Source organism: Geomonas terrae (assembly GCF_004791675.1).
In the GTDB taxonomy this organism is placed as follows: domain Bacteria; phylum Desulfobacterota; class Desulfuromonadia; order Geobacterales; family Geobacteraceae; genus Geomonas; species Geomonas edaphica.
On the sequence record NZ_SRSC01000002.1, the window covers coordinates 754,611 to 771,114 of the forward strand.

Consider the following 16,504-nt stretch of genomic DNA (forward strand, 5'->3'; position numbering starts at 1 on the left):
GTCGGCACTTATTGCACAATAAGGCAGGGTATATACCGTATCGGACCTCACAACAAGGAGAAGGCCATGAACCTAGCAAGCGAGACGAGGAACGACGTTGTAATTATATACGTCAAGGAGGAAAGGCTGGACGCGCACAACTCTACCGAGCTGAAGAGCGCGGTGCAGAAGCTTTTTGAGGACGGCAAGAAGAACGTGCTGGTGGACCTTAAGGATGTCCGCTTTATCGATAGCTCCGGTCTCGGCGCGCTGGTGTCAGGTTTTAAGAACGCCATTTCGCATCAGGGGAACTTAAAACTCTCCTCGCTGCAGTCTCAGGTCAAGTCGATGTTCGAACTGACCCGATTGCACCGGGTCTTCGAGATCTTCCCATCCACAGTGGAGGCAGTGGAGAACTTTCAGTCCTAGGCGGGGCCCATGGTCCTGAAGCGAGGCTCTAGATGCAAGGGAACACGATCGAGGTCGACATAAAGGTCCCCAACAAGACCAGGTACCTGAGTCTTATCGGGAAGATCGGGGAGGACATCGCCCGCGAGCTTGAGCGCTTCAGCGGCGACAAGGAGGTGCTCGCCTACCACCTGAATCTGGTCCTCACCGAGGCGATGGTGAACGCCATAAAGCATGCCGGCCCCAAGGAACCGGAAAAGCTCGTTCGCATCGTGATAAGCCTGCACCGGGACGATCTCACCATCAGGGTGTACGACGACGGTCAGGGATTCGACATCAACGCCATCCCCGCCCCCAACTTCGAGGAGTTGGAGGACCGGGGACGCGGCATCTTCCTGATCCGTACCCTGATGGACTCGGTCGCTTACAGAAAGAGCTGCAAGGAAAACATGCTGGAGATGAAAAAGAAACTCGCTTGAACCGCTATCCGCGGCGGTAGCGCCGGATCACCATCGCCGCGCCCAGAAGGAACATCGGCAAGCTGAGCATCTGCCCCATAGACAGCCCTCCGAAGAGAAAACCTATCTGCTCGTCGGGTTCCCTGACGAACTCCACCAGGAAACGGAACAGTCCGTATAGCGCGATGAAGGACCACACCACGACCCCGTCCTTATTCACTTTGCGCGAAACCAGGTAAAGAATCGTGAACATGACCGGCCCCTCGAGAAACGCCTCGTAGAGCTGGGAAGGGTGGCGCGGCAGCGGTCCCCCGCTCGGGAAGACGATCCCCCAGGGGACGTCGGTAACCCGGCCGTAGAGCTCGCCGTTGATGAAGTTGCCGATCCTGCCGAAACCAAGCCCCACCGGGCCCGCCAGAAAGCCTATGTCCGCCAGTGGGTAGAAGGCGAGCTTGTGCTTGCGGATGTAGTAAAGGCTAGCCAGGGTGGCGCCGATCAGGCCACCGTGGAAGGACATACCCCCCTCCCAAACCGCGAACAGTTTCAGCGGGTGGCTCAGGTAATAGGAGAGGTTGTAAAAGAGTATGTAGCCGATGCGGCCACCAAGGATAACCCCGAGGGCGACGGTGAAGATGATGTCGGCGACCTGGTCCTTGTTGAGCGGCAGCCCCTTACGCTTCACGCCGGAGAGGATGATGAAGTAGGAGCTGACGAAGCCGCAGATGTACATGAGACCGTACCAGCGGAATTCCAGCGGCCCAAGGCGCAGGAAAACCGGGTCGATGTTGGGAAAAACCATGCTTTTCTCCAGGCGATGATGCCGGCCGGACCGGGTAACCGCACTTGGCGGTGCCCGGTCCGGGGTTGGCGAGATGTCTTGTTATTTACGGTATTCGGCGGGGACGCCCAGGCGGTCGGCGCTCTCCTGAAGCTGTTCGAGTCTCTTGCGCTGCGCCTGGACCCGGTCCTCGGCGTACCTGATGCTGTTCTGGATGGAGAGGTACTCGGAGCGGCTCATGGTCGAGGTGTCGCGCAGCCTCCCCTTGAGCGTTGCGAGGTCGGACTCCGCGTTTTTAAGGTTGAACTCGGCCTGTCCAAACTCCCTGCGCCAGGCGGCCTCGTCCTTCCCGCCGTAGAGCTTCTTACCGGCTTCCAGCTCGTCCTTCTTCGCCTTGGCCGGTTCCGCCGGGGCCTCGTTGATGATCTTCACCGGTTCCTCATCGCCGCCGAGCCTTTTGGCCTTTTTCCGGTACTTCTTCGGAACCTTGCCGAGGTCCTCGGCGAAGTTCACCGTTCCCCTCTCGTCGGTCCACTGGTAGGTCTCTGCGATGGCCGTGATCGGGTAGAGCAGTAGCAACAGCACGAGCAGTTTTTTCATCTTTTCTCTCCTTAGGCTGTACCGTTTCAGGTTCCGTTACCCCCGAAGCTAACCCGGAGGCCACCCGAGCTTGCGCCCGGCCAAAAGGTGGAAATGAATGTGAAATACGGACTGGCCGGCGCCGGCATTGGTGTTGTTCACCAGGCGGAAACCCTCCTCGTCGAAGCCGCGTTCGCGGGCGAGGGAGGCGGCAACACGGTGCACCGCGCCGATCAGCTGGTCGTCCTCGGGGGCGAGCTCAAGCGCGTTCACCAGATGCTTCTTCGGGATGAGGAGCATGTGCACCGGGGCCACCGGGTTTATGTCCTCGATGGCGAAGAGGAGGTCGTCCTCGTAGACCTTCTTGACCGGGATGCGCCCGTCCGCCATCTTGCAGAAAAGACAGTCATTCATGTGAAAACCTCCTGCGGGATGGAAATCTACTCCGAAGCGACCGCATCCCCGGGTTCGGGAACCGCGCCGCCTTTTTTCAGATGGATCAGGAACTCCTTGTTCCCCTTCGGGCCGAGGATCGGGGAGTCGCAGACGCCGAGAACGGTAAGGCCCAGGCCACGGGCGAGATCGGTGATGCCGTCGACCACCTCCTGGTGCTTTTTCGCATCCCGCACCACGCCCCCCTTACCTACTTGCCCGCGTCCCACCTCGAACTGCGGCTTGATGAGGGCGACGACGATGCCGTCCTCCTTTATGAGGCGCAGCGTCGGCGGAAGCACCTTGTCCAGAGAGATGAACGAAGCGTCGATGACCGCCAGGTCCGGGGTCTCCGGGAGCGACTCGAGGTAGCGGATGTTGGTCTTCTCGAGGTTCACCACACGCGGGTCTTCGCGCAGCTTCCAGGCGAGCTGGCCGTAGCCCACGTCGACGGCGAAGACGCGCCGGGCGCCGCGCTGCAACAGGCAATCGGTGAAGCCGCCGGTGGAGGCGCCGACGTCGACGGCGCAAAGCCCGGTGACCTCGATACCGAAGCGGGCAAGCCCCTCGGCGAGCTTTAGGCCGCCGCGGCTTACGTACGGCAGCGGCTCCCCCTTCAGGCGGATCTCCGCCTCGGGGGCGACCATGAGCCCGGCCTTGTCGGCCAGGTGGTCGTTCACCACCACCTGCCCCGCCATGATGAGCGCCTTGGCCCTCTCCCGCGAGGGGGCAAGCCCCCTTTCGAACACCAGCTTGTCCAGTCTTTCCTTCGCCACCGTTACTCCAAAATCAAAAACAAAAACAAAGCTTCAACGCAAAGACCCGGAGCCGCAAAGGCGCAAAGAAAATAATCCACGTTATAAGCCTTAACTGTGATTCGTTTTTCCGTCTTTGCGTCTTCGCGCCTTGGCGTCTTTGCGTTAAGGCCTTTTGCCGTTAATAAAGCCCGTGCAGCGGGCCGCCGGGTGCTGCCAGTTCGTCCACCTTGCGCTCCACCGCGGGATCCTCAACCAGGGGCGGGGCGTGGTGCGGTTTCACGCGCGCGTCGATCACGACGGGTCCGGTGCACCCCCACTGCTTGCAGACCATGGAGGCACCCACACCGTAGATGTCGGCGGCGGGATCGCTGCGGGTGAAGGTCACCCACAGGAAGTTGTTCAGTTCCGCCGCGGCGAAACGGCTGTCGTCGCAGACCACGATGAGCGGGAAGCCCTCCAGCCCATCGACGCCGGCAAGCGTCTCACAAAGCTCATCCATCCGCTCGTCCGGCTCCCCTTTCCTGGTCCGGCAGGCAGGTCCGCGCAGTGCGATGACGCCCGGGAGACAGAGCCTGGGGTCGTCGAAGCCGGCGGGAAGCCTGAGCCCGGCGGGAAGCTCGGTGGCGAGGGTGCGACGCTTCTCACCGATCGCAGCGATGACCACCTTGGAGCCGCTGTTCAGTCCTGAGCCTGAGTAGTCCAGGGTGTCCATAGTGGTTGCCGTCTGGAAGTGCAGATCGCGGCGCGGGTCGAAACGCTCGAGGACGTGAGCCAAAAACGCGGGGATGTCGTGGATATCCAGGCGCGGCGCGTCCTCGTGGGCGGCGATCATCAGGTACTTCGCCAGGGAGAGCTGCCCCTGACCGAGCACCGCGTTCGCGATGGTAAGAAGCTCCTGCGGCGTGCGCCGCTCACCGTAGGGGACGTAGCGCTCGCTGCCGACGGCGAACAGAAGCGGGTGCACCCCCGCCGCATCCACCGCGTGCACCGCCTTCACCCCGGGTATGACGGTCGGGATGAGCGGGCCGGTGAGCTCGTGGATGAAGGCACCGAACGAGGTATCCTCCTGCGGCGGACGCCCCACCGTGGTGAAGGGCCAGATGGCACCGTCGCGGTGGAAGACCTCCTCCACCTTCACCACCGGGAAGTCGTGTGCGAGGCTGTAATAGCCGAAGTGGTCGCCAAAGGGACCTTCGGGGAGCGTTCTTTTCGGGTCGACGATGCCGGTGATGCAGAAATCCGCCTGCGCCGGGACGGGAAGCCTCCCCTCGCGCCGCACCATTTCGATGCGGTGCCCGGCCAGAAGCCCGGCAAAGGAGAGCTCCGGCATCCCCTCGGGGAGCGGCATGACCGCGGCGACCGTCAAGGACGGGGGGCCGCCGACGAAGATGTTGACCCGGAACGGCTCGCCCCGCTCGATCGCCTCGGCGTGGTGAAAGCCGATGCCGCGGTGGATCTGGTAGTGCAGCCCGATCTCCTCGTTCTCCCGGTAGGCGCCGCCGGAGAGCTGCACCCGATACATGCCGAGGTTCGAATGGCGCAACCCGGGTTGAGCCGCACTCTCGGAATACACCTGTGGAAGCGTGATGAAGGCGCCGCCGTCGTCGGGCCAGGATTTCAACTGAGGGAGGCCGGCGATCGTGGTGCGGTTGGCGAGAACGGGGCCATCTCCCACCGTTTTCGGGAGGAGGTGCCAGGTAGCGGGAACCGCGCCGAGCAGGGTGGTCGGTTCCTTCAGCGCCGTGCGCGGGTCCACCTTGAGCTTGACCAGGCGCTCCACCGCTTTAAGGGTGTCCCTGAAGATGTATCTCGTGCGGTCGAGGGTCCCGAAGAGGTTGCCGAGCATGGGGAAGGAGCTCCCCTTAACCCTGGTGAAGAGCAGCGCCGGGCCGCCAGCCTGGTAGACGCGGCGCTGGATCGATCCGATCTCGAGTTCCGCGGAAAGTTCGCAGTCTATCCTGACCAGCGCGCCGGTGCGCTCCAGGTCAGCGACGCAGGATGCAAGGTCTTTATATCCCAACCGATTCCTCCGGACGATTCCAGCCTGAACAACGGAATACTATTAATGCAGCCCCGCAGCCAAGTCAACACAAAAGACCCCCGAGCCCGCGCGCAGAGAGGGCTCAGCCGCGGTTACCGGCACAGTCGAACAAGGCCTTCGGCACCGGAGCCCCCGGGCGCGCCCCCTCACCTCGCCTCCTAGCTCTCCCGAACGGTGTCGAAACACTATTCTGAAAAAAGCTTTTGTGCTAACCTGCCGAACTGATTAACCACATGGGAGAGCCACGTGCCACGTTTCACCATCTTCAAAAAGATCCTCGTCATCACGCTGCTGCTCTCCCTGCTGCCGCTCTTCGTCTCGTCCGTCATCCTCTTAGCCAACCTGCAGGCGACCAGCACCAACCTCTCGATGGAGATAACGGAGTCCGACGACCGACAGGCCGTCGAGTCGCTGCAGATGAGGGCGCGGGACCTCGCGGAAAACATCAAGGATTTCCTGCACCAGTGCGAGAGCGATCTCCTCTTCGTCTCCCGATCGCGGCTGGACCGAGAAACCCTGCTCGACTTCTACCAGACCAGGCTCTCAGAGGTCTGGCAGCGCGGCGGCGGAGCGACCGAGGCCCAAGGGACCCACGAGTTCCGCCCCATCTACCGCTCCATCGCCATCATCGACGCAAAGGGGCGGGAGCGCCTCGCGATCCGCAACGGCACCTTCGTCCCGGAAAGGGAGCTTGCCGACGTCTCCGACCCAGCGAACACGGAGTTCAAAAGCGAGGACTACTTCCGCCGCGTGCGCGCCTTGAAGCCGGGCGAGATCTACGTATCGCACCTTACCGGCTTTCACGTCAGCAAGCAGGAGCAGTTGGCGGGCGCCCCGGACCCGGAAAGCGCCTACGACGGCAAGATTTACCAGGGTGTGATCCGCTTCGGAGCGCCGCTTTACGACCGCAAAGGGAATTTCACCGGCATGGTGCTCCTCTCCCTGGACCACCGCCACCTGATGGAGTTCACCCAGCATATCGATCCGGGCAAGAACGCGGCGTCGCTCTTTCCCTCCTACCAAAGCGGCAACTACGCCTTCCTGTTCGACGACGAGGGGTGGATCATCACCCACCCGAAGTACTGGGACATCCGCGGTGTGGACCCAAGCGGCAAGCTGGTCCCCCCCTACAGCAGCAAGTCGAGCAAGGCGGACGTGGAAAGCGGCCGCATCCCCTTCAACCTCGACTTCGCCGGTTTCATTCATCCCGGATACCCGCAGGTGGCCGCGGCGGTGCGCACCAAGCGGGAGGGGCACGTGGACATCACCAACGTGGGGGGAGCCAAGAAGATCATGGCCTATGCGCCCATCTTCTACGACACCGGTGACTACGCGAAGCACGGCATTTTCGGCGGCGTCACCATAGGTTTCCAGGTGGACCGCTTCCACGAGGCATCCCGCAAAGGGAGCAGGCTCATCAACCGCCAACTAGGGGAACACCGCAAGGCAAGCGCCGCCATCATCCTGATCACCGCCGTCTTCTCCGCGCTTTCAGCCTGGCTTTTGTCACGCGGCATCAGCGTTCCGCTCAGACAGCTCACCGTAAGTGCAAAAAAGTTAGCCGCCGGCGACAGCGCGGTCCGGGTCGCGGTGAGCTCCGCCGACGAGATCGGCGTCCTCGCCCAGACCTTCAACTATATGGCCGACGAATTGGACCGCCGCAAGCATAGCCTCCTCGCCACCCTGGAAGAGCTCGAGAAGTCACGCCTGGAGATCCTGGACGAGCGCAACTTCAAGGAGAGCGTGCTGCAGAGTATCTCGAGCGGCATCGTGACCTTCTCCCCGGAAGGCTTCCTCACCTCCATCAACAGCACCGGCCGCCTCTTCCTGGGCGAAGGGATCACGACGGGGATGCACTACCGCGAGGTTTTCAACGGCTGGGGAATACTGGGCGACCGGATCGCGAACGTCTTCGCTACCGGTGCCGGATACGGGCGCGAAACCTTCCGTTTCGACCATGAACCGGGCAAGACCCATTTCGACGTCGGCTTCTTCCCCATCGGCGTCGATTCGGACCAAGGGCTTACCGTGACCCTGCGCAACGAGACCGAGCGCGAGAACCTGCACGAGGAGATGATGAGACTGGACCGCCTCGCCTCCCTTGGAAAACTCTCGGCCGGGATCGCCCACGAGGTGCGCAACCCGCTGACCGGAATCTCGCTGTTACTGGACGACCTGCACGACCAGACGACCTCCAACCCGGCGGACAAGGAGCTCATCAAGAAGGCCCTCGTCGAGATCGAGCGGGTGGAAAAGCTGATCAACGCCCTTTTGAACTACTCTTCCCCGGTGCGCGCAGAGTTCAGGGAGTGCGACCTCAACCGGCTTGTGAACGACACCGTGCTCCTGATGCGGCGACCGTGCGAGAAACAGCAGGTACAGCTGGTCATGAACGAGGGTGAGGTCCCCCCCTTCCGATTCGACCCGGAGAAGATCAAGCAGGCGGTGCTCAACATCATCAAGAACGCGCAGCAGGCCCTTCCCGGCGGTGGACGCATCGAGGTCTCCACCGCCGTTACCGATGGGTACGCCGTGATCACCATCAGCGACGACGGCCCCGGCATCGCCAGCGAGGACCAGCCCCTCATTTTCGAACCGTTCTTCACAAGGAAGGGAGCCGGCACCGGTCTCGGGCTCTCGATCACCCAGCGCATCGTCGAGGAACACCAGGGGCGGGTGCAGGTGGAGAGTGCGCCGGGCCGGGGAACCCGGTTCACCGTCGAGTTGCCGCTTGGCGATCAGCAGGAAGCCGATTGAGTCCATGGCGCAAAGGTAATCCCCCCTCCCGGCCTGCCCCCTCCTGGGGGAAGTGCAGAGCCGCCGATTACTCAATCTAGATGCGGCATACGCAGGTCAGCCGGAACAGGAAAAGGAACGCATGGAAAAGATACTGATCATCGACGACGAAGCCTTCATCTGCGAAAACGTGCAGCGCATCCTCTCCGGCGAAGGGTTCCAGGTCTGCACCGCCCAGACCGGCCAAGAGGCCCGCGACATCGTCGCCTCCGAGCAGATCGACCTCGCCCTTTTGGACCTGAACCTCGGGACCGAGAACGGCATCGACATCCTGAAGGCTCTGAAGGAGCTTGACCCGGAGCTGCTGGTGATCATCATCACCGGGTACGGCTCGGTCGAGAGCGCAGTGGAATCGCTTCAGCTGGGCGCCTTTCATTACATGAAAAAGCCGTTCAAGGCGGACGCCTTGCGCCTCATCGTAAAGCTCGCACTGAAGACCCAGACCCTGAAGCGCGAGGTGCGCAAACTGCGCCAGGGAAACGCCACGCTCCCTGGTTCCTCCCCCATCATCGGGAAAAGCGAGGCCTTCAACGAGGTGGTAGCCCAGGTACGCGAGATAGCACGCATCCCCTCGACGGTCCTGATCACCGGCGAATCTGGGACGGGCAAGGAGCTGGTAGCCCGCGCCATCCACGACTTATCCGACCGCAAGGAAGCCCCCTTCATCGCCATCAACTGCGCCTCGATACCGGCGACGCTCCTGGAGAGCGAACTCTTCGGCCACGAGAAAGGGTCCTTCACCGGCGCGAGCGGCCGCAAGAAGGGTCTCTTCGAGGAGGCGCACCACGGCACCATTTTTCTCGACGAGATCGGAGAGATGGACATGGCGATGCAGGCAAAACTCCTGAGGGTGCTTCAAGAGAGGTCCATACGCAGGGTCGGCGCGGTGAAGGACGTCACCATCGACGTGCGGGTGATCGCGGCGACGAACCGCGACCTTTTGCAGCGCATCGCCGAAAAGAGTTTCCGGGAGGACCTATTCTACCGTCTGAACGTCTTCCCGATCCACATCCCGCCCCTGCGCGAGCGCACCGCCGACATAGCCGCCCTCGCCGCCTACTTCCTCGACGGGTTCAGCCGCTCCTTCGGGCGCCAGTTCCGCGACATCTCGCCCGAGGCGGAACAACTCATGGCGCAGTACGCCTGGCCCGGAAACGTGCGCGAGCTAAGAAACGTCATCGAGCGCATCTGCATCATGCGCACTGGGCCGACCCTCTTGCCGGAGCACCTGCCGCTGGAAATCAGGAACAGCCAGGACGGCGATCATACTGCGATCGACACCAACGCGACGGCGATAGAAGTTCCCGAGGGTGTCGGGCTGGAGGAGGCGATCAACAGCATCGAGAAAACGCTCATTCGACAAGCGTTGCAGAAAACGGGCGGCAACGTATTGCAGACCGCTACGATATTGAGGATCCCCCGCGGCACCCTGCGTTACAAGATGGACAAGTACGGTCTCTAGCTTTTGCAAGATCTTGATGCTGCGAAACGATGACGAGGCGTGGCCGTTGGCCCGCCTTGTTCTATTTTCGGCACCGCACCAACATTAGTCTCCACCAACCACAGCTACACTCCCCCGGCGCACCCGCACAAAGTTTTTAATCCGACAAGCGAGACGGCTTTTGGCAGATATCCGCCACTCATGTGGCCGTTTTCCGCCACTGCCTTCCCTTTCAACCATCATTCTGTAACCACCAGCTCTCATTAATCAGCACGTTACAACCATGACGATGTGGCACCGCAGTTGCAACAAAACAATGTATCGTATACGAACACGCCACAAGCCTCAATCAACGTGCCGTTACGAAATTAATAAATATTTTCACATAACAGCAGGACACCAACCAAGGAGGAATACCCTATGAACCTGAAAGCCTGTTTTAAAACGCTGGCCATGGCAGCGGCACTCGCCCTGCCGGTGAACGCCTTCGCAGCCCCGATCGTGATCAAGTTCAGCCACGTCGTCGCGCAGCACACCCCGAAAGGACAGGCCGCCGATTACTTCAAGAAATTGGCCGAAGAGCGCACCAAGGGGCGCGTGAAGGTCGAGGTCTACCCGAACAGCCAGCTTTACAAGGACAAGGAGGAGATGGAAGCCCTGCAGCTCGGCGCGGTCCAGATGCTCGCCCCCTCCCTTGCCAAGTTCGCACCGCTCGGCGTCAAGGAGTTCGAGGTGTTCGACCTCCCCTTCATCTTCGACAACTATCAGGAACTGCACAAGGTGACCCAAGGTCCGGTGGGCGCCAAGCTCCTCAAGAAGCTCGAGCCGAAAGGCATCCTCGGCCTCGCTTACTGGGACAACGGCTTCAAGGTGATGAGCGACAACAAGCCGCTCAGGAACGTCGCCGACTTCAGGGGCCAGAAGATGCGCATCCAGTCCTCCAAAGTGCTCGACTCCCAGATGCGCTCGGTCGGCGCCATCCCGCAGGTACTCGCCTTCTCCGAGGTGTACCAGGCGCTGCAGACCGGCGTCGTCGACGGCACCGAGAATCCCCCCTCCAACCTCTACACCCAGAAGATGCACGAGGTACAGAAGTACGTCACCCTCTCCGACCACGGCTACCTCGGCTACGCGGTCATCGTGAACAAGAAGTTCTGGCAGGGACTCCCGGCCGACATCCGCACCATCCTTGAAGGGTGCATGAAGGACGCTACCAAATATGCCAACGACGTGGCCAAGAAGGATAACGACGAGGCGCTCGCCGCCGTCAAGAAGTCCGGCCGCAGCCAGCTGATCTCTCTCACCCCGCAGGAGCGTGCCGCCTGGAAAAAGGCGATGGACAAGGCCCACAAGGATAACATGGGCCGCATCGGTGCCGACATCGTGAAGGAAGTCTACGCGGCTACCGGCTACAACGCGAAATAATCACCCCGAACCTTAACGCGACGGCCGCTGCATCGAGGCGGCCGTCGCCGAGAGTTCCAGGAGAAGCCCATCATGATGAAGTATCTTGACCATCTTGAGGAAATCATCATCACCTTCCTCATCGGCGCGGCCACGGTAATCATCGCCGTTGCCGTCGCCCATCGCTACCTGTCCGGCCTCCCGATCCCGGGGCTGCAGGACTGGCTGCTGACCATTAACATGAGCTGGGCGCAGGAGCTCTGCATCTACATGTTCGTCTGGATGGCGAAGTTCGGCGCCGCTTACGGCGTCAGAAGCGGCATCCACGTGGGGGTGGACGTTCTGGTCACCCGCCTCCCCGATTCCTGGCGCAAGACCACCGTGATCATCGCCGTCCTGGGCGGTGTCATCTTCACCGGCCTGATCGGCTCGCTGGGCGCCAAGTTCGTCTGGGAAAACGGCATGCATTACGCCGTGTTCAACAAGCTGGGCATGAACGTGGTCGACCTCATCGAAGGCCCAACCACCCCGGACCTGGAGTGGCCGACCTGGATCGTCTATTGCGCCGTGCCGCTTGGCTCGTACCTCATGTGCTTCCGCTTCCTGCAGGTAGGCCTCGCCTTCCTGCGCACCGGCGAGCTGCCGCGCCACGACCACACCCACGTCGACGGCATCGACGAGATAGGCACGCTCGACTCCACCGAGGCGCTAGAGGAATACGAGCAGCACAAGTTCTATCATAAGGAAGCTGGGGGTGTGAAATGAGTACTGCAGTAGCCGGCTGGGAACAGTTTTCCAAGAAAAAAGCGGCGACGTGGCTTCTCGCCATCGCCGTGATACTTGGAGCGATAGCCACCCTCGGCAGCACCGGCGTCGTCTTCGCGCTTCTCTTGGCGCTGATGCTGACGGGCATGCCCATCTCCATCGCACTCGGCCTCACCGTGCTCACCTTCCTCTTCTTCTTCTCTGAGGTGCCTACCGAGGCGGTCGCCATGAAGCTCTTTACCGGCATCGAGAAGTTCGAGATCATGGCGATCCCGTTCTTCATCCTGGCCGGTAACTTCCTGACCCACGGGGGCGTCGCCAAGAGGATGATCAACTTCGCCACCTCCATGGTGGGGCACTGGCACGGCGGCCTGGCACTCGCCGGCGTCATGGCCTGCGCCCTCTTCGCCGCGGTCTCAGGTTCGAGCCCCGCGACCGTAGTCGCGATCGGATCCATCATGATGCCCGCGATGGTGCGCGCTGGATACCCGAAGCGCTTCGGCGCCGGTGTCATCACCACCTCGGGTTCGCTGGGCATCCTGATCCCGCCCTCCATCCCGATGGTGGTCTACTGCGTAGCCACCAACTCCTCGGTGGGCGCCCTCTTCATGGGGGGTGTCATCCCTGGCCTCATGCTCGCCACCCTGCTCGGCCTCGTGGCGTGGTACAGGGCGAAACAAGGAAATCTTCCCCGCATGAAGAAGGCGACCTGGGGCGAGCGCGCCAAGGCGTTCCGCGACAGCGTCTGGGGCCTGTTCCTGATCGTCATCGTCCTTGGCGGCATCTACTCCGGCATGTTCACCCCGACCGAGGCTGCCGCCATGAGCGCGGTGTACGCCTTCATCATCGCCGTCTTCGTCTACCGCGACGTCCCCTTCAAGAAGGTCCCGAAGGTGCTCCTGGACTCGGCCAGCATGTCGGCGATGCTTCTGTACATCATCACCAACGCGGTGCTCTTCAGCTTCCTGATGACGCACGAGAACATCCCGCAGCTAATGGCAGACTGGATCCTCGGCCACAACCTGGGCGTGGTCTCCTTCCTTTTAGTGACCAACGTGCTGCTGCTTCTGGCCGGAAACGTCATGGAGCCCTCTTCGATCATCCTGATCCTCGCCCCGATCCTGTACCCGGTCGCCATGCAGCTCGGCATCGATCCGGTCCACTTCGGCGTGCTCATCACGGTGAACATGGAGGTCGGCATGTGCCATCCACCGGTCGGCCTCAACCTCTATGTTGCCAGCGGCATCACGAAGATGGGGATATCAGAGCTAACCGTGGCGGTCTGGCCTTGGCTGCTTGCCATGCTCTGCTTCATGATCCTCATCACCTACGTACCGATCATCTCGCTCTGGCTGCCGCGCGCACTCGGTTACTAGCGGTGTCGCCTAACCGTTGAACGAAAAAGGGCCTGTCCACACGACAGGCCCTTTTTACCTTTACCCGCTGACCGAGTTGCGCTATCAATGCCCGAGTCCCCAAGCGCCACTCCTAAGGAACGTCATCCCCATGGTAACCTTGCTCGTCGCCATCTTCGTCATCGCCTATGCGGCCATCGCCCTTGAACACCCCATCGGGATCAACAAGTCATCCTCAGCACTTCTCGGCGCGGGTCTCCTCTGGTCCGTGTACGCGCTTGCCAGCCCGGACTCCCACATTGTGGTGCACCAGTTGAACGAGTCGCTCGCGTCCACGGCGCAGATCGTCTTTTTCCTGATCGGGGCTATGACCATCGTGGAGGTGATCGACGCCCACAACGGGTTCGAGGTGATCACCTCACACATCAGTACCAGAAAGCTCTCCTCGCTCATGTGGCTCGTGGGCTTCGTCACCTTCTTTTTGAGCGCGGTTCTCGACAACCTGACCACCACCATCGTCATGATCTCGCTGATGAAGAAGCTCCTCGACAACCACGAGGACCGCCTCTTCTTCGCCGGTCTCATCGTCATCGCCGCCAACGCCGGCGGTGCCTGGACCCCCATCGGCGACGTCACCACCACCATGCTCTGGATCGGCGGGCAGATCACCACCCTGGCCATCATGAAGGGTGTGCTCGCCCCTGCACTGGTGAACCTTTTGCTGCCGCTTACCGTGGTCGCCTTCCAGTTGAGAGGCCGCGAGGTGGTGGCTCCGGTCCGCGAGGAAAACGGCGACATCCCGCAGAGCACCCTCTTCGAGCGCAACCTCATGTTCATCCTCGGCATAGGCATCCTGGTGAGCGTCCCTCTGTTCAAGACGGTGACCCACCTCCCCCCCTTCATGGGGATACTGCTCGGGCTTGGCATCCTTTGGCTCGCCGGTGACCTCGTGCACCGCAAAAAAGAGGAGATGGACAAGCGGCACTTCACCCTGGCGCACGCCCTGGAGAAGATCGACATGAGCTCTATCGTCTTCTTCATCGGTATCCTGCTCGCGGTGGCGACGCTCGAACACACGCACATCCTATCGGCAATCGCCGGCTGGCTCGACCGGACCGTTGGACGCCTCGACCTGATCGTCACCCTGATCGGGCTGGTAAGCGCCATCGTCGATAACGTGCCGCTCGTTGCCGCCTCCATGGGGATGTATGACCTGGCAGCGCACCCGGCCGACAGTTTCCTCTGGGAATTCATGGCTTACTGCGCCGGCACCGGCGGTTCCATTCTCGTCATCGGTTCGGCCGCCGGAGTGGCCGCCATGGGTCTCGAAAAGGTGCACTTCTTCTGGTATGTGAGGAAGATCAGCGGGCTTGCCCTTTTGGGCTACTTCGGAGGTGTAGGTGTTTACTTGCTGCAGGTGAGGGTCTTTGGGTGACGGTTGGTGCTTGCGCAGTCCTGTGGCGTTCCGGGCTATCCCCAGGTCCTGAAGTGCCCGGAGTCGATGTGAACAAAACCGGACTGAGGGTAGTAACCGACGCCGCCCGCGGCAAGAGTAAGGGCGCTTTTCCTTATACGGTCGAGCCCGAATCTCGGGATGACAAGGTCGATAGCCATCCCCTTCATGTGGAGGCTGTCCTTCGCCACCCCTTTGGAGCGGCGGCGCAGCTCGGCGTTGTATTCCGGGGAGCGGTAACCGGAGATGATGTGAATCTCATTGTCCCCCCCCAAGGTATTGTCCAGCCGGTTCAGGTATTCGACGACACGCAGGTCCATTTCCGTGGTCTGGTTGGTTTGGTGGCAGCGAAAGATCCAGTTCAGGGCCTGCAGCGCCTCATCGCAGTACTCGCCGAGGCTGTTGCGATAGGTTACGGTCAGCCGTTCCTTGCAGTTGACGTTGTATAAGGAGAGTTTGCCCTCAGTAAGGCTACCGTTACCGGCGCCATCAACGAACCTCGCCAAGGCAGATTTGGCACCAATAAGGGTCGCAGCAAAAAAGGCGGAGGACCTGAGAAACATCCTGCGGCACAACATTGCATCTCTCACATAAACCTCTATAAATCAAGCAATTAGCGACCTGAAATCGCCCCTCCTTGCTACCACAAAGTCTCCCAAGCTGTCAACCATTCCCCATACTCTTCCACTGTCTTTAACTTGCTAATGTGGCTTTGTATGCTTTGCTGTGTGGGTCGGCACCCACCTCCCGGACAGCACGGGGTCTGCCATGAAAATACCCTACGCCACTAAGACCACAGCACTCGTTTCAGGAGTCACGCTGGCGCTTCTGCTCTCCATGGGCGAGCACCTCAAAGGCCCGCTGAGCGCCCTTCTCACCCTATCTGGGGCCCTGTGGTTCCCCGTCTCCATCGCGGTGTTCGTCCACGGCAAGCAAACCATCGAGTACAGGATTCAATCGCTGCGTGGCGAGCGACCGTACCTGGACATTCCCAAGGACATCACGCCGCGGGCGATCATCTGGTTCTCCTCAACCCTCGCTACGGCCTGGATGCTCAGCCTTTTGTACCAGCAGGGATAAAAAAAAGGGACGTTCGCCGGAACGTCCCTTCATGGATTCATCTTTCTACAGAGCTGGTCAGCGATCGCCAATTACATCCTGCTCACTCTCCAGCGCGCTCCTAATCGCCTTGATCATCTCGACCGGGGAAAACGGCTTCTGAATGAGCTGGAAATCGGGCTTCGCCTGAAGGTGATCCGGGCGGTAGCCGCTCATGAACACCGCCTTCGCGGCCGGGTTCACCTTCTTTATCTCCCTGAAACAGCTGATACCATCCTTGCGGGGCATAACCACGTCCATGACCACCAGATGGATCGGTTCGTTCTGTTTGTACTTGTCCAACGCATCCTGGCCGTCTTCAGCAGTGATCACTCGGTAACCGTAGCTTACGAGGAAATCAGAGAGCATCTCACGCAACTGTTTCTCGTCGTCGACGATCAGAATGGTCTCTGTCCCCTGGTAGCAGTTGTTAATCTTGTTCATCATGATCTCCATGCTACTTATCCAGTCGATCTTGCTCCCATCAGGCCTCATCCTTTCCGGAGTGTTAATTTTCAGGATGAATTCTGTCTCGAAGATGATACTGGAGGCGGAAGCGTTGAGGGCGGAGGCAAGAGCAAATATGGACAAGAGACTCGGCTGCTGTTTACCGCCTTCGATGTTGGATATGAATTTGCGGTCCAGACAGCTTAACATAGACAGCCTGTCCTGAGAGAGGTTGCGTTCCCTTCTCAGTCTTCGTACGACTATGCCGAATGCTTCTTCAATGGTCATTAATACTCCTCCAGACATGGGAAG

General features: G+C 60.7%; 16 protein-coding genes. 9 read left to right on the forward strand and 7 right to left on the reverse strand.

Annotated features, from left to right (window positions below; genetic code table 11):
• Positions 1–66: 66 nt before the first annotated feature.
• Both E4633_RS10500 and E4633_RS10505 read left to right on the forward strand, forming a co-directional pair.
• Positions 67–408 carry an STAS domain-containing protein gene (locus E4633_RS10500; RefSeq protein WP_129125724.1) on the forward strand — a complete coding sequence of 114 codons (342 nt, stop codon included), beginning with the start codon at positions 67–69 and terminating at the stop codon, positions 406–408.
• A gap of 32 nt (positions 409–440) precedes the next feature.
• On the forward strand, positions 441–866 hold the full coding sequence (locus E4633_RS10505) for an ATP-binding protein (RefSeq protein ID WP_129125725.1): 426 nt from the start codon (positions 441–443) through the stop codon (positions 864–866).
• A 4-nt stretch (positions 867–870) separates the two neighbouring features.
• Here E4633_RS10505 and lgt read toward each other — a convergent pair whose 3' ends face one another.
• From lgt to E4633_RS10530, 5 genes are all read right to left on the reverse strand, one after another.
• Positions 871–1,644 (reverse strand): prolipoprotein diacylglyceryl transferase, encoded by a 774-nt coding sequence (lgt, locus tag E4633_RS10510; RefSeq protein ID WP_135870193.1) that lies wholly within the window; start codon positions 1,642–1,644, stop codon positions 871–873.
• 81 nt (positions 1,645–1,725) lie between these two features.
• Positions 1,726–2,223 (reverse strand): DUF4124 domain-containing protein, encoded by a 498-nt coding sequence (locus E4633_RS10515; protein WP_135870194.1) that lies wholly within the window; start codon positions 2,221–2,223, stop codon positions 1,726–1,728.
• Between the two features lie 48 nt (positions 2,224–2,271).
• The gene (locus E4633_RS10520) at positions 2,272–2,616 is read right to left on the reverse strand and encodes a histidine triad nucleotide-binding protein (RefSeq protein ID WP_135870195.1); all 345 of its coding nucleotides are present in this window, start codon (positions 2,614–2,616) and stop codon (positions 2,272–2,274) included.
• A gap of 26 nt (positions 2,617–2,642) precedes the next feature.
• Positions 2,643–3,410 carry a TlyA family RNA methyltransferase gene (locus tag E4633_RS10525; RefSeq protein ID WP_135870196.1) on the reverse strand — a complete coding sequence of 256 codons (768 nt, stop codon included), beginning with the start codon at positions 3,408–3,410 and terminating at the stop codon, positions 2,643–2,645.
• Positions 3,411–3,570: 160 nt separating this feature from the next.
• Positions 3,571–5,412 (reverse strand): UbiD family decarboxylase, encoded by a 1,842-nt coding sequence (locus E4633_RS10530; RefSeq protein ID WP_135870197.1) that lies wholly within the window; start codon positions 5,410–5,412, stop codon positions 3,571–3,573.
• 267 nt (positions 5,413–5,679) lie between these two features.
• On the opposite strand from E4633_RS10530, the gene E4633_RS10535 reads away from it, so the two are divergent.
• From E4633_RS10535 to nhaD, 6 genes are all read left to right on the forward strand, one after another.
• Positions 5,680–8,190, forward strand: a complete 2,511-nt coding sequence (locus E4633_RS10535) for a PAS domain-containing sensor histidine kinase (RefSeq protein ID WP_135870198.1) — start codon at positions 5,680–5,682, stop codon at positions 8,188–8,190.
• A 121-nt stretch (positions 8,191–8,311) separates the two neighbouring features.
• Entirely contained in the window at positions 8,312–9,691 is a 1,380-nt protein-coding gene (locus E4633_RS10540; protein WP_135870199.1) for a sigma-54-dependent transcriptional regulator, read from the forward strand.
• Between the two features lie 399 nt (positions 9,692–10,090).
• Positions 10,091–11,095, forward strand: a complete 1,005-nt coding sequence (locus E4633_RS10545; protein ID WP_135870200.1) for a TRAP transporter substrate-binding protein — start codon at positions 10,091–10,093, stop codon at positions 11,093–11,095.
• A 72-nt stretch (positions 11,096–11,167) separates the two neighbouring features.
• Positions 11,168–11,839, forward strand: coding sequence for a TRAP transporter small permease (locus E4633_RS10550; protein WP_198419419.1), 672 nt, complete (start codon positions 11,168–11,170; stop codon positions 11,837–11,839).
• Entirely contained in the window at positions 11,836–13,215 is a 1,380-nt protein-coding gene (locus tag E4633_RS10555) for a TRAP transporter large permease (protein WP_135870201.1), read from the forward strand. Before E4633_RS10550 ends, E4633_RS10555 begins: the two co-directional genes overlap by 4 nt.
• 130 nt (positions 13,216–13,345) lie before the next feature.
• Positions 13,346–14,629, forward strand: a complete 1,284-nt coding sequence (gene nhaD, locus E4633_RS10560) for a sodium:proton antiporter NhaD (RefSeq protein WP_135870202.1) — start codon at positions 13,346–13,348, stop codon at positions 14,627–14,629.
• A 35-nt stretch (positions 14,630–14,664) separates the two neighbouring features.
• Here the strand turns inward: nhaD and E4633_RS10565 are convergent, their stop codons facing one another.
• Positions 14,665–15,153, reverse strand: coding sequence for a YcbK family protein (locus tag E4633_RS10565; RefSeq protein WP_246038025.1), 489 nt, complete (start codon positions 15,151–15,153; stop codon positions 14,665–14,667).
• Between the two features lie 262 nt (positions 15,154–15,415).
• Between E4633_RS10565 and E4633_RS10570 the strand changes: the two genes are divergently transcribed.
• Entirely contained in the window at positions 15,416–15,727 is a 312-nt protein-coding gene (locus E4633_RS10570; RefSeq protein ID WP_135870204.1) for a hypothetical protein, read from the forward strand.
• Between the two features lie 57 nt (positions 15,728–15,784).
• Here the strand turns inward: E4633_RS10570 and E4633_RS10575 are convergent, their stop codons facing one another.
• Positions 15,785–16,480 carry a response regulator gene (locus E4633_RS10575; RefSeq protein ID WP_135870205.1) on the reverse strand — a complete coding sequence of 232 codons (696 nt, stop codon included), beginning with the start codon at positions 16,478–16,480 and terminating at the stop codon, positions 15,785–15,787.
• Positions 16,481–16,504: the final 24 nt, after the last annotated feature.

Coding starts and splice junctions, on each gene's coding strand:
- E4633_RS10500 (WP_129125724.1), top strand. CDS start 67: ATGAACCTAGCAAGCGAGACGAGGAACGACGTTGTAATTATATACGTC.
- E4633_RS10505 (WP_129125725.1), top strand. CDS start 441: ATGCAAGGGAACACGATCGAGGTCGACATAAAGGTCCCCAACAAGACC.
- lgt (WP_135870193.1), bottom strand. CDS start 1,644: ATGGTTTTTCCCAACATCGACCCGGTTTTCCTGCGCCTTGGGCCGCTG.
- E4633_RS10515 (WP_135870194.1), bottom strand. CDS start 2,223: ATGAAAAAACTGCTCGTGCTGTTGCTACTGCTCTACCCGATCACGGCC.
- E4633_RS10520 (WP_135870195.1), bottom strand. CDS start 2,616: ATGAATGACTGTCTTTTCTGCAAGATGGCGGACGGGCGCATCCCGGTC.
- E4633_RS10540 (WP_135870199.1), top strand. CDS start 8,312: ATGGAAAAGATACTGATCATCGACGACGAAGCCTTCATCTGCGAAAAC.
- E4633_RS10545 (WP_135870200.1), top strand. CDS start 10,091: ATGAACCTGAAAGCCTGTTTTAAAACGCTGGCCATGGCAGCGGCACTC.
- E4633_RS10550 (WP_198419419.1), top strand. CDS start 11,168: ATGATGAAGTATCTTGACCATCTTGAGGAAATCATCATCACCTTCCTC.
- E4633_RS10555 (WP_135870201.1), top strand. CDS start 11,836: ATGAGTACTGCAGTAGCCGGCTGGGAACAGTTTTCCAAGAAAAAAGCG.
- nhaD (WP_135870202.1), top strand. CDS start 13,346: ATGGTAACCTTGCTCGTCGCCATCTTCGTCATCGCCTATGCGGCCATC.
- E4633_RS10570 (WP_135870204.1), top strand. CDS start 15,416: ATGAAAATACCCTACGCCACTAAGACCACAGCACTCGTTTCAGGAGTC.
- E4633_RS10575 (WP_135870205.1), bottom strand. CDS start 16,480: ATGACCATTGAAGAAGCATTCGGCATAGTCGTACGAAGACTGAGAAGG.